The organism is Pseudomonas sp. DWRC2-2 (genome assembly GCF_049897885.1).
In the GTDB taxonomy this organism is placed as follows: Bacteria; Pseudomonadota; Gammaproteobacteria; order Pseudomonadales; family Pseudomonadaceae; genus Aquipseudomonas; species Aquipseudomonas azotoformans_A.
In genome coordinates, this window is record NZ_JAFCXD010000016.1 from 1 (window position 1) to 12884 (window position 12884).

6 protein-coding genes and 1 pseudogene are annotated in these 12884 nt (G+C 63.2%); 1 reads left to right on the plus strand and 6 read right to left on the minus strand.

The window, feature by feature from the left end:
- Positions 1 to 249 precede the first annotated feature (249 nt).
- The 6 genes from uvrA to lexA form a co-directional block, all read right to left on the minus strand.
- A complete protein-coding gene (uvrA, locus tag ACP7EW_RS30755) occupies positions 250 to 2769 on the minus strand; it encodes an excinuclease ABC subunit UvrA (protein ID WP_426221803.1) in 2520 nt (839 codons plus the stop codon).
- Positions 2766 to 4478: an ATP-binding protein gene (locus ACP7EW_RS30760; RefSeq protein ID WP_426221804.1), complete on the minus strand. Its 1713-nt coding sequence runs from the start codon at positions 4476 to 4478 to the stop codon at positions 2766 to 2768. Before ACP7EW_RS30760 ends, uvrA begins: the two co-directional genes overlap by 4 nt.
- 109 nt (positions 4479 to 4587) lie before the next feature.
- Positions 4588 to 7680: an error-prone DNA polymerase gene (locus ACP7EW_RS30765; RefSeq protein WP_426221805.1), complete on the minus strand. Its 3093-nt coding sequence runs from the start codon at positions 7678 to 7680 to the stop codon at positions 4588 to 4590.
- Positions 7656 to 9068, minus strand: coding sequence for a Y-family DNA polymerase (locus tag ACP7EW_RS30770; protein WP_426221806.1), 1413 nt, complete (start codon positions 9066 to 9068; stop codon positions 7656 to 7658). Before ACP7EW_RS30770 ends, ACP7EW_RS30765 begins: the two co-directional genes overlap by 25 nt.
- A gap of 7 nt (positions 9069 to 9075) precedes the next feature.
- Positions 9076 to 9690: a translesion DNA synthesis-associated protein ImuA gene (gene imuA, locus ACP7EW_RS30775; protein WP_426221807.1), complete on the minus strand. Its 615-nt coding sequence runs from the start codon at positions 9688 to 9690 to the stop codon at positions 9076 to 9078.
- Positions 9690 to 10307, minus strand: coding sequence for a transcriptional repressor LexA (lexA, locus tag ACP7EW_RS30780; RefSeq protein ID WP_033901881.1), 618 nt, complete (start codon positions 10305 to 10307; stop codon positions 9690 to 9692). Before lexA ends, imuA begins: the two co-directional genes overlap by 1 nt.
- Before the next feature lie 201 nt (positions 10308 to 10508).
- On the opposite strand from lexA, the pseudogene ACP7EW_RS30785 reads away from it, so the two are divergent.
- A pseudogene (locus ACP7EW_RS30785) lies at positions 10509 to 12884 on the plus strand (DUF6531 domain-containing protein); the annotation flags it as partial.

Consider the following 12884-nt stretch of genomic DNA (forward strand, 5'->3'; position numbering starts at 1 on the left):
ACGCCGGGTTAGCCGCGCTGGGCCAAGGATGGCCCATCGCGGCGGCCCACGGATTCAAGCCGGAGTGAGGGCACACCGAGCCTAGGCGAGGTGCCGAGTGTTGGGGCAAGAGCCCTTTGGTTACTTTGGGCTGGGCCGGCATTCCGGCTCTTTTCCAAAGTGACCCGCCGTAAGGGCGGAACCGTAAGCCGCCGTTACCTAAACAACGGATATGTACACCACCCCCCCACATTTGCTCAAAATCACCAGTTAGACCAGCTCTCGAGCCAGAAACGGCGCAGTCCGACTCACCTTGCTTTTCGCAACTTTCTGCGGCGTACCACTGACAACCACCTTCCCCCCCAAATCCCCCGCCCCCGGCCCGATATCAATCACCCAATCACTCTGCGCCACCACGCGCATCTCATGCTCCACCACAACCACCGTATGCCCCGCGTCCACCAGATGATTCAACTGGCTGAGCAAGCGGTCCACATCCCGTGGATGCAGCCCGGTAGTCGGCTCATCCAACACATACAGGGTCGCGCCCCGCGCATTGCGTTGCAGCTCGGTCGCCAGTTTGATGCGCTGCGCTTCACCGCCCGACAGCTCGGTGGCCGGTTGGCCCAGGCGCAGGTAACCCAGGCCGATATCCCGCAGCACCTGCAACGAACGCAGTACGCTCGGTTGCTCGGCAAACACGTCCACCGCCTGCTCCACCGTCAGCCCCAATACTTGGGCGATGGTCAAGCCTTGCCATTTCACCGCCAGGGTCTCGGGGTTGTAGCGCGCCCCATGGCAAGTCGGGCACGGTGCGTACACGCTGGGCATGAACAGCAACTCGACACTGACAAAACCTTCCCCTTCGCAGTTCGGGCAACGGCCCTTGGCGACGTTGAACGAGAATTGCCCGGCATCGTAGTGACGCTTCTTCGCCGCCGGTGTGGCCGCGAACAGCTTGCGCACGTTGTCGAACAGGCCGGTGTAGGTCGCCAGGTTGGAGCGCGGGGTGCGGCCGATGGGTTTCTGGTCCACCTGCACCAGGCGACGGACATGCTCCAGCCCGGCGCTGATGTGCCCGCCGCTGGTTTGCGGCGCGTCGTCTTCCAGGCTCGGTTCTTCGTCGTTTTCCACCACGCGACCAAGACCGGCGCCCACCAGCTCCAGCAGCGCCTGGCTGACCAGGCTGGACTTGCCCGACCCGGAAATCCCGGTGACCGCCGTGAAGCAGCCCAACGGGAAATCGACGTTCAGGTCCTTGAGATTATTGCGCGTCACCCCTTGCAGTTTCAGCCAGCCGGTCGGCTCGCGGCGCGCTTGCTCCGATACACGCTTGCCAGCAAACAAATACTCACGGGTCTGCGACGCCTGCACCTGAGCCAACCCTGCCGGCGGGCCGCTGTACAGCACCTGCCCGCCATGCTCGCCGGCGGCCGGGCCGACATCGATCAGCCAATCGGCGCGGCGCATGGTTTCCAGGTCGTGTTCCACCACAAACAACGAATTGCCCGCGGCTTTCAAACGTTCCAGGGCGGTGAACAACGCCTCGCCATCCGCCGGATGCAGGCCCGCCGAGGGTTCATCCAATACATAGATCACGCCGAACAACTGCGAACCCAACTGGGTCGCCAAACGCAACCGTTGCAACTCCCCTGATGACAGGGTTGGTGTGCTGCGTTCCAAAGACAAATAACCCAGGCCCAACTCGGTCAACGTGCTGACCCGCTCCAGCAAATCCTGGGCAATCCGCTGGGCAGCCAGGCGTTTTTCCACCGACAGTTTCATCTTGTCTTGCCCCGCCGCCACTGGCCGCAGCAACTCGGCCAATTGCGCCAACGACAACTGCGACAACTCACCGATGTCCACCCCGGCAAACTTCACCGACAGTGCCGCCTTGGTCAGGCGTTTGCCCTCGCACAGCGGGCAGGCGCTGCCCTGCATGAACTGCGACACGCGCTTCTTCATCAGCGCGCTCTGGGTGTGGGCGAAGGTGTGCAGGATGTAGCGCCGGGCGCCCATGAAGGTGCCTTGGTAGCTAGGCTCCAGTTTGCGCTTGAGCGCGTCGCGGGTCTGTTCCGGCGTGAAGCCGGCGTAGACCGGTGCGGTGGGGGTTTCTTCGGTGAACAGGATCCAGTCGCGCTGCTTTTTCGGCAGGTCGCGCCAGGGGATATCCACGTCGTAGCCCAACGTCACCAGGATGTCGCGCTGGTTCTGGCCCTGCCACGCCAATGGCCAGGACGCCACCGCACGCTGGCGGATGGTCAGCGAAGGGTCCGGCACCATCAGCGCTTCGGTCACCTCGTACACGCGGCCCAGGCCATGGCATTGCGGGCACGCGCCCTGGGGCAGGTTGGGCGAGAAGTCTTCGGCGTACAGCATCGGTTGTCCCGGCGGATAGCTACCGGCGCGGGAGTACAGCATGCGGATCAGGCTCGACAACGTGGTCACACTGCCCACCGACGAGCGCGCGCTCGGCGTACCGCGCTGCTGTTGCAGGGCTACAGCGGGCGGCAGGCCTTCGATGCTGTCCACGTCCGGCACGCCGACTTGGTCGATCAGCCGTCGCGCGTACGGCGCCACCGACTCGAAATAACGCCGCTGCGCTTCGGCATACACCGTGGAAAACGCCAGGGACGATTTGCCGGAACCCGACACGCCGGTAAACACCACCAGGGCATCCCGGGGAATATCCACATCGACGTTACGCAGGTTGTGCTCGCGGGCGCCGCGCACGCGGACGAAACCGCTTGGCTGGGCAGTGATCGCAGGGATGTTGCGCTGTGAAGTCATGGACAACCTTGTCGGGCGGTGAGCACGCTGCGCACCCGTTGCGTCAGGGCTTCGGGGCTGTAGGGTTTGCTCAGCAGATGAATGTCGGCGCTCAGCAGATGATTGCTGGAGAGAATGTCGCGGGTATGGCCGGAGGTGAACAGCACCGCCACCGGCGGATCCTGCACACGGGCCCAGTCGGCCAGGTCGGTGCTTTTGACGCGGCCGGGCATGACCACATCGGTAAAGATCAGCTCCGGCTGCAAACCGGCTTGCAGCTTGAGCATGGCCTGGTCACCGTCATCGGCCGTGAGCACGGTGTAGCCGGACTGTTCGAGCAACTCGACGACGGTCAGGCGCACGCCTTCGTTGTCCTCGACCACCAGGATGGTTTCCTGACCGCCACTCTGCGGGATCTGATCGATATGCACATCGAGGCTTTCCGGCTCCAGGCTATGGGGGAAATACATCTGCACCACCGAGCCCTTGCCCTCCTCGCTCCACATTTCCACATGCCCGCCACTCTGGCGCACAAAGCCGAATACCATGCTCAGGCCCAGGCCGGTGCCATGGCCTTCGCGCTTGGTGGTGAAGAAGGGTTCGAACGCCCGTTTCAGCGTGGACTCGGACATGCCCACTCCGGTGTCGATCACCGCCAGGCGCACATATTCACCGGGCTTGATGCTTTTGCCTGCGCAGTCGTCGGGGTTGAGGATGATGTTCTCGCCAGTGATACGGATCACGCCCTCGCCCTGCATGGCGTCCCGGGCGTTGATCGCCAGGTTGAGCAGCGCATTTTCCAGCTGGTTGCGGTCGACGTTGATAAACCAGGAGTCCTGGGGCAATTGCACATCAATGTGGATGGTTTCCCCCAGCGCCCGTTGCAGCAGTTCACCAAGCCCCGCGTAGATGCGTTGCGGGTTGTACACCGCGGGTGACAAGGGTTGGCGACGGGCAAACGCAAGCAATTGCGACGACAGCTTGGCCCCACGCTCCACCGCCGCAATGGCCGCGGCGACACGGCGCTGCACCTGGGCGTTGTCCGGTTCGTGGCGGGCCAGCAAATGCAGGTTGCCGGCGATCACTTGCAGCAGGTTATTGAAGTCGTGGGCCACGCCGCCGGTCAGGCCGCCGATGGCTTCGAGTTTCTGCGACTGGCGCAGTTGGTCTTCGGCAGCGGAGCGCGCCTGCACTTCAGCGGCGACCCGTTGCTCCAGGTTATGCGTGAGTTCCTGGCGCACCTGTTCGGACTTCACCAGTTCGGTGGTCTCCACCACAATCGCCAATACCCCGGCGGGTTGCTGGTTGTCGCCAGCGACCGGGCTGTAATACAGGTCCAGCCACACGGTTTCCGGCCTGCCGTTGCGCAGCAGCACCAGGTCCTTGTTGTTGAACGACAAGGTGCCACCCGCCAGGCAAGTGTCCATCACATGACGGTTGAACTCGGCCACTTCCGGCCAACCAAGTTCTACCGGCGTGCCCAGCAGGTACGGGTGACGGCCACCGGCAAAGGCCGAGTAGCTGTCGTTGTAGATCATGTACCCCCATTGGCCCCACAGCATCACCATCGGCACGGGTGACGCCAGCATCATCTGCACCGTGCAGGTCAGGCTGGTGGACCATTGGTCGATAGGGCCCAGGTCGGTGGTTGCCCAATCGAACGCGCGGATCCGCTGGGCCATTTCACCGGCCCAACCATCACAGCCGTGGGGGTTGGATAAAAATTGCATCATTGAACTCTGCGCAAAGAAAAGACAGCCGCAAAATTTGGAGCGCACCAGGGCCGGATGGTTTCATCTTGTATAACTTAGGGGGTAATCACCGCAGAAGCCACTGGCCCTAATGAAAATCCCGGCTGCGCACCGTGATGCCTTCCAGTAACGGCGTCAGGTCGGTGAGACGCCCGGCGATCAGGTGCCGCACTTCGCCCACCGCTTCCCAGCGGCCGTCCACTTTCAGCAACCGCGAGCCGACCAATGCCTGGCGTTGACGCTCAGCCAGGTCACGCCAGACCACCACATTGAGGTTGCCGAATTCATCTTCCAGGGTGACAAAGGTCACCCCGCTCGCCGTGCCCGGACGCTGACGACCGGTGACCAGCCCCGCGACGCTGACATTGCGCCCATGCTCCACCGCCATCAGCTCCTGGGAACTGCGGCAGCGCCGCTTGCGCAGTTCCGCCCGCAACAACGCCATTGGATGCGGGCCCAGGGTGGTGCCGACCGTGGCGTAGTCGGCGTGCAGGTCCTCGCCCACGGTGGGCGTCGGTAACTCCACCACAGCTTCGTCCGGGCTCGGCAGGCCGGCAAACAGCCCGAGTTGCTTGTGTACGCCGGCCACTTCCCAACGCGCCGTGTGCCGGTTGCCGGCCAAGGCACGCAAGGCGCCGGCATCCGCCAACAGTGCCTGGGCGCGTGCATCCAGCCCGGCACGCGCGTCCAGGTCGGCAATATCGCTGAACGCCCGACGCTGACGCGCCGCTTCGATGCGCCGCGCATCCTCCTCACGAAACCCTGCGATCATGCGCAAGCCCATGCGAATCGCCGGCTGTGCACCGTCGATCGGCTCCAGGCTGCAATCCCAATCGCTGGCCTGCACGTCCACCGGGCGTATCTGCAAGCGATGGCGCCGTGCGTCCTGCAGGATCTGGTCCGGGCTGTAGAAACCCATGGGCCAGCTGTTGATCAGCGCACAGGCAAACGCTGCCGGCTCATGGCACTTGAGCCAGCAACTGGCGTAGGTCAACAAGGCGAAACTGGCCGCGTGGGACTCGGGGAAGCCATAGCTGCCAAAGCCCTTGATCTGCTCGAAGATCTGCGCGGCAAAGGCCTCGGTGTAACCGTTTTTCAGCATGCCCGTGCGCAGGCGCGCCTGGTGCGGCTCCAGGCCACCGTGGCGTTTCCAGGCCGCCATGGAGCGGCGTAACTGGTCGGCCTCACCGGGACTGTAGTCGGCGGCGACCATGGCGATCTGCATCACCTGTTCCTGGAACAGCGGAATGCCCAGGGTACGCTTCAACACCACTTCCAGTTCCGGCGAAGGGTAAGTGGTTGCCTCCTCCTTGTTCCGCCGCCGCAAATACGGGTGCACCATGCCGCCCTGGATCGGCCCCGGCCGTACGATGGCGACCTCGATCACCAGGTCATAGAACGTCTGCGGCTTGAGCCTGGGCAGCATCGACATCTGCGCCCGCGATTCGATCTGGAACACGCCGATGGTGTCGGCCTTGCTGATCATCGCGTAGGTGGCCGGGTCTTCCTTGGGCACCGACGCCAGGCTCATGTCACGGTTGCGATGGCGGCGCAGCAGATCGAAGCAGCGGCGAATCGCACTGAGCATGCCCAGGGCGAGGATATCCACTTTGAGCAGGCCGACGGCGTCGAGGTCGTCCTTGTCCCACTGGATGATGGTGCGCTCGGCCATGGCGGCATTTTCCACCGGCACCAGGGTGTCCAGTGGGTATTCGGAAATCACGAAGCCGCCAGGGTGCTGGGACAGGTGCCGGGGGAAGCCGATCAACTGCTGGGTCAGCGTGAGCACGCGGCGCAGGATCGGGCTGTCGGGGTCGAAGCCGCCTTCGCGCAGGCGATCCAGCGGAGGCGCTTCGTCACTCCAGCGCCCGCAGCAGTCCGCCAGGGCGTTGATCTGATCTGGCGGCAACCCCAAGGCTTTGGCCACATCGCGCACCGCGCCGGACGCGTGGTAACTGCTGACCACCGCCGTCAGCGCCGCGCGGGTGCGGCCGTAACGCTGGAACACGTACTGCAGCACTTCTTCGCGGCGTTCGTGTTCGAAGTCCACGTCGATATCCGGCGGCTCATTGCGCTCCCTGGAGAGAAAACGCTCGAACAACATACTGGTCAGGCTCGGGTCGATCTCGGTGATGCCCAAGGCAAAACACACCGCCGAGTTGGCCGCCGAGCCGCGCCCCTGGCACAGGATCGACCGGCTGCGGGCGAACTGCACAATGTCGTGCACCGTGAGGAAGTAGCTTTCGTAACCCAACTCGCTGATCAACTCCAGCTCGCTGTCGATCTGCTGCAAGGTCTTGGCGTCGACACCCTGCGGCCAACGTTTGGCGATGCCTTCTTCGGTCACGGCGCGCAGCCAGGATTTGGCATTGTGGCCGGCAGGCACCAGTTCGCGCGGATAGTGATAGCGCAATTGGCTGAGGTCGAAGGTGCAGCGGCGGGCGATGACCTGGGTTTCGTCGAGCAACGACGTGGGGTACATAGCGTTTAACGCTTCCAGGCTGCGCAGGTGCCGCTCGCCATTGGGGTGCAGCCGCGTACCGGCTTCGGCCACCGGTACATGATGGCGGATGGCGGTCATGGTGTCTTGCAGGGCGCGGCGGCCGCGCGCATGCATGTGCACATCGCCGCAAGCCACTGCCGGGATGTGCAGGCTGGCGGCCAGGTTCAGGCGTTGCTCCAGGTGACGCGCATCGTCCTGGCCGCAATGCAGGTGCACCGCTAGCCACAGGCGTTCGGCGAAGGTTCGGCGCAGCCATTGGACGTCGGCCTGGGTGTCGCTGTCTTCGGCCACCCACAGCGCCAGCAGGCCGGGCAACGGTTGCTCGAAGTCCTCGCGCAGCAGGCGATAGCAGCCTTTTTCGGCACGCCGTCGGGCCAGGGTGATCAAGCGGCACAGGTGCTGGTAGCCGCTGAGGTCTTCCACCAGCAGCACCAGTTTCGGGCCGTTGTCGATACGCATCTCGCTGCCAATGATCAGCGGCAACTCCACCGCCTTCGCCGCCTGCCAGGCGCGCACGATGCCGGACAAAGTGCATTCGTCGGTGATCGCCAGGGCGCTGTAGCCTTGGCGCTTGGCGCGCTCGAACAGTTCCAGCGCACTGGAAGCGCCGCGCTGGAAGCTGAAGTTGGACAGGCAGTGCAGCTCGGCGTAGCTCATGCAAACCAACCCTGCAGCCACAGGCCATCGCCCTGCCCCACGGTGCGAAAGGCCCAGCCTTGCTGACCGGCGCGGGTCTGGATCAGGTAGTAGTCGCGACGGATATCAGCGCCGTCCCACCAGCCGGACTCGATGCGTTCCGGGCCCATGAGGATCTGCACGCCCTGCTCGCCCAGCAAGGTCGGCTCGCTCAGTAGCCAACCGGGACGCTGCACTGTGTTCAAGGTTGGGCACGGGTTTTTATCCGCCGTCGCTTGCCAGGCGCATTCGGGGCGGTGGTCGGCGTGGAAGCGCAGGCCCTGCACCGCCTCATCGCCCAAGCGCGCACGCAGGCGTTCGCGCAGTTGCTCCCACGGCAGGGTTTGTTGCGGGCGGTCGTCGAACAGGTCCTGACGCTGGGGCACAAACACCGGCAGGTCCTGGGCTACCAGGCGAAAGCCGCGTACCGGTGAAGTGACCTGGACTTGCTCCAGGCGGCCGCGGGCCAATTCAAACAGCATCGCCGGTTCACGCTCGGCGCTGAGCAGGCCGACCTTGATCACGCTGTCGGGCGCCTGGGCGTGTTCCAAATGCAGGTCGAAACGCTGCACGCCACTGTCGCGGCCGCATAGAAATGCGGACAGATCGCCCGTCAAACGCCTTAACGGAAACAGCAGCGCCTGATGGGATTGCACGTCAAAATTCAGTTCGATACGCACATCGAACCGGTCTGGCGGCTGATAGAACGCCAGGCCCAGCGGCCGCTGCCCGGCCAGTACATCCAGGTGCTTGAGCAGGCTGGCCTCAAAGCGGCGTGCCAGGGTGTGCCGAGGCAGCGCCTGCACCTGGGCCAATGTGCGCAGGCCCATGCGCGACAAAGCCGTGGCGGCCTGTGGGTCGAGGCCGGCGCGGTCGATGGGCAGCGGCGCCAGGGCCTGCATCAAGCCGTCATCCTGCACCGCCAGGCCATCCTTGATATTCGCCAGCACCCGCGCCGCTACCGGGTTAGGCGCAGCGACGATACGGTGACGAAAACCCAGTTCGGTCAATTCCTTGCGCAAGCGCGCTTCAAAGCGTGGCCATGGCCCGAACAGCCCTAGGCTCGACTCGATCTCGAACAACAAGGCACGCGGATAATACAGGCTGACCTGGGAGCTGAACTGATAGGCCCAGGCTGCGAGGAACTGCTGGTAACGTTCGATCTCGGCGGGATCGTATTCGGCGCTGGCAAAGCTCTTGGCCAGCGCATGCGCCGCCGTCAGGGATTGACCGGGCCGCAGGCCCAGGGCGCGGGCGGCATCGTTGACGGTTTGCAGCACACGCCGTTGCGGCGTGCCGGCCAGCAAGACCAGGGGTTGGTCCGGCTCGGGATGCACACGCTGCACCCCGTCCAGCGCCAATTGCGGGAAGACAATACACACCCAGCGCATGGCAACCTCAATGCCCCGCCAGCTCGATCGGCGCCGGATGGGCCAGGCCGCCCCGACACTTGAGCACCCGCACCTGCGCGGGCTTGGCCTCCACGGCCAGGCGCAAGGCGGCAGGCGATGAGTTGATCGCTTCACTCAAGGCACGCCAGGCAAACGCCAGGGTCTGTCCGGTTTCCGCCGCCACTTGCAGGCGCCGCAGTGCCCGATCATCGGCCTTGCGTGGCCAGCACAACACCGCGCCGCAACTGCCGGAACGCAGGCATTGTTCCACTGCCCACAAGGCGTCGCGCTCCTCGGCCTGGATCACCGACAGCAAGCGCAGATCCACCCCAGCGTTCTGCCAGGCATGGGGGTACGGTGTGTAGGGCGGCGCGACCAACACAATGCGCTCCCCCATTTTTGATAAGCGTGCCAGGGTCGGCAGCACCAGTTGCAGTTCGCCCACCCCCTCCTTGGCCATGAGGATTTCACTCAAGGCCGCCTCCGGCCAGCCGCCCGTGGGCAACACCGCATCCAGCGCCGCCAACCCGGTAGGATGCACACTGGCCGGCGGCGCGGCAGGCCGGCCTTTCCAGACACGCCCGCCATTGAACAGCGTGTCCAGCGCAACCAAGGCGCCCATCAGCCTTGCCTCACCAAACCGCAGAACACCCCTTCGATCGCCAGGTCCTGATCGGGCCCGACCACAATGGGTTGGTACGCGGGGTTGCGCGGCAGCAAGCGCACACTGTCGCCCTGGCGTTCGAAACGCTTGATGGTCACTTCACCGTCCAGGCGCGCCACCACAATCTGCCCGTTCAAGGCCTCGGCACTGCGGCGCACGCCCACCAGGTCACCATCGAGAATGCCGTCCTCGATCATCGAGTCGCCCTGCACCCGCAACAGGTAATCCGGGGTTTTCGCGAAGGTCGACGGGTCCAGTTGCAAGCGGTTGTGCACCTCCGCATCGGCACCGATGGGCAAACCAGCCGCCACACGGCCGAGTACCGGCACATCCAGCCACTCTGGACGCTTCGGTTGATTGAGCAGGCGAATGCCGCGTGCCTGGTTCGGGTTGACCTCGATAAACCCGGCTTCCGTCAACGCCAGCACGTGCTTGCGCGCCACGCTGCGCGAGGCAAAGCCGAACGCCTCGGCGATCTCGGCGAGGCTGGGAGGCTGGCCTTGCTGCGCGATGCGGTCGCGGATAAAGGTCAGGATGGCGGTACGGCGGGGGGTTAGAGTCGTCATGGAGTACATTTGTACTCCTGTGGGAAATTTCTGACAATAGCCGCTAGTCGTGTAGGAGACGACGAGGTTTGTCGAAACCTCCCACATGGATGCCGGATTAGCTCTACTCCCCTCCCCTGCAAAGGTCCGCAAAGTCCCTCGCCTGAATACACAGTGCGAGGGATTGCGGATGGCGTTATTTGTTTGGCCCCCAGTGGACGGGGCTGCCTCATGATTGAATTGACCAGCCAAACCATTGGTTATCTAGTACTGGCCACTCTGGATTCGAAAACGCGAGACGTCGAATCCGTCATCCGCGATTTCAAGCGCTGCCTCAATCACTACGACGCCTGGGCGGAGAGCTTTTTCAGCTTTTCGGCGCTGGATATCGAGCAGGTCTTCAAGGTCGGGGATGAGGTAGCACTGGTCGCGCCGATCAACCGCTCCCTGTTTCCCAGCACCACCACCGCCACCTGCCAGGCCAACGGCACGTTGACCCTGGTGCACATGTTCCAGAGCTCGCGGTTCGTGCCCATTGGCAATACGCCCGTGATGGTGCAACGCATCCACCCCAACGGCGGCCCGCTGGGTGAGCCCATTCATAAAACTATCGGCCCCAGCGGCATTCTCGAAATCACCGAATGTGATCGCAACCAGCAGTACCGGGTCAGTTTTTACCCCAACGTGTCCAAAGCGCATTTCAAGGCGCTGTACGCCTCTTATCAGGCGGTTATCGCACCGCTGGAAGGTTGGCTGCGTGCGGAATGGACCAGCACCTTTGAACCGTTGTGGAAGGGTTACTCCGAAGCCAACTTTCTCAAGCGCTATCTCTCGTTGCACCAAGCCTACGCCCGCGGGTTTGGCGAGGCGCTGTATGCGCTCTGGGACAGCCTCAAGCAGCTGTTCCAGTGGTTTTCAGCCCCATTGGATCATGCGGAAAAACTCCTGCATTACCTCTCCCAGGAGGAATTCGACAAGCTGTTGAAGCTCGGCACTGAAAGCCTCGCGAAGGGCTTGTTAGTGCTGAGCGATGAACCGTTGCTGTTCATTTATATGTCGGCGATGGTCAGCTGGATGCGGATGCTGCCGCCGCCTTACATGAACGAGCTGCTGGGGGAAATCAGTGCCGACGTCCTGATCAATTTGCTGCTGTGTCTCGCCACCGCCGGGATGGGGATGGTGGTGCGCTTGAGTACGAAGGTGCTGGGCGGCATCAAGTCTCAGCGGGCGCGCAGGTGGTTGGAGCACATGGCTGGGCAGTTCGGGAAATTTCGTGTGGATGATCACGCGGAGGTGGCTAAACCGATATTGCTGGGTAGCCCGGCGACACCGATTCGGACGGTTCCGGATGTGCCGTTGAAGGCTGGAGATCAGGTGGTTTCGAATCCTGTGCCGTTGGTGCGGGACAAGGTTGGGCAGCGGACGGTGTTGGTGCGGCAGGAGCCTGTGGATGATGTGCCTGTTTCTGCTCGAAATCCGGCGGGGGATGCGGCTGATTCTTCGGACAAGACAGCCACTAACGGCTGCCCAGTGTCGATGGTCACGGGTGAGGAACTGCTGACGCTCACCGATGGCACGCTGGACGGGATCTTGCCGTTTGAGTGGACGCGGTTGTACCGCACCAGCGCGGTGGAAGTGGATTGTGGGTTGGGGTTTGGCTGGAGTCACTAGCTGGCGCATCGGCTGAGTGTGTCCGGGGATTCGGTGGTGTGGACCGATCATGAAAATCGGTCGACTACCCTGCCCTTGCCTTCTGTTTCTCGACCGGCGATTACCAATAGCCTGGCCGAAGCCGCGATTTATCTGGGCGCTTTACCCGATGAATTGGTACTGGCTCAGTCGTCACGTTTCTACCACTTCCGCGACGGTGTGCTGACGGCAATCAGCGATGCGTATGACAACCGGCTGCGCATTTTCCGTAATTACCTGGGGCAGATTGAGCGACTGGATAACGGCGTGGGGCGCTCGTTGTTTTTGCGCTATGCGTCGGGCCGCATTGTGGCGGTGGATTACCAGATTGAGCGGGTCGTGGACGACGGTCCGTTTGTTTGGATGACGGAGCAGAACGTTGTTTCCTACGCCTATGACGCGGCGGGTCGGTTGGTTTCAGCGACCAATGCCGTAGGCGAAAGCGAGGTTTATCGGTACGACGAGCAGCACGTCATTCTTGAGCGCGGTTTGGCCGGTGGGGCGAGTTTTTTCTGGGAGTGGGAAAGGTCTGGTAAGGCGGCGCGGTGTGTCCGGCATTGGGCCAGTTTCTCGCAGATGGACACGCGCTATGCCTGGGATGACAACGGGCAGGTCACGGTGGTTAACGCTGATGGTAGTCAGGAAGTCTATGTGCATGACCAGCGGGCGCGGCTGGTGCAGCGGGTGGATCCTGATGGGGCCGAGCATTTCAAATCCTACGATGACAAAGGCCGGCTGACGGTTGAGCAGGATCCGCTGGGGGCGATCACGGCGTATCAGTACGACGAAGCTGGACGCTTGGTGGCGCTGTTTCCGGGGGATGATGAGCCGACGACCTACGAGCATGACAATGGATTCGTACGGGTTGTGCGGCGTGGTGAAGCGGTTTGGAAATATGAGCGTAATGACCAGGGCGAC

Coding starts and splice junctions, on each gene's coding strand:
- uvrA (WP_426221803.1), bottom strand. CDS start 2,769: ATGACTTCACAGCGCAACATCCCTGCGATCACTGCCCAGCCAAGCGGT.
- ACP7EW_RS30770 (WP_426221806.1), bottom strand. CDS start 9,068: ATGCGCTGGGTGTGTATTGTCTTCCCGCAATTGGCGCTGGACGGGGTG.
- lexA (WP_033901881.1), bottom strand. CDS start 10,307: ATGTACTCCATGACGACTCTAACCCCCCGCCGTACCGCCATCCTGACC.
- ACP7EW_RS30760 (WP_426221804.1), bottom strand. CDS start 4,478: ATGCAATTTTTATCCAACCCCCACGGCTGTGATGGTTGGGCCGGTGAA.
- imuA (WP_426221807.1), bottom strand. CDS start 9,690: ATGGGCGCCTTGGTTGCGCTGGACACGCTGTTCAATGGCGGGCGTGTC.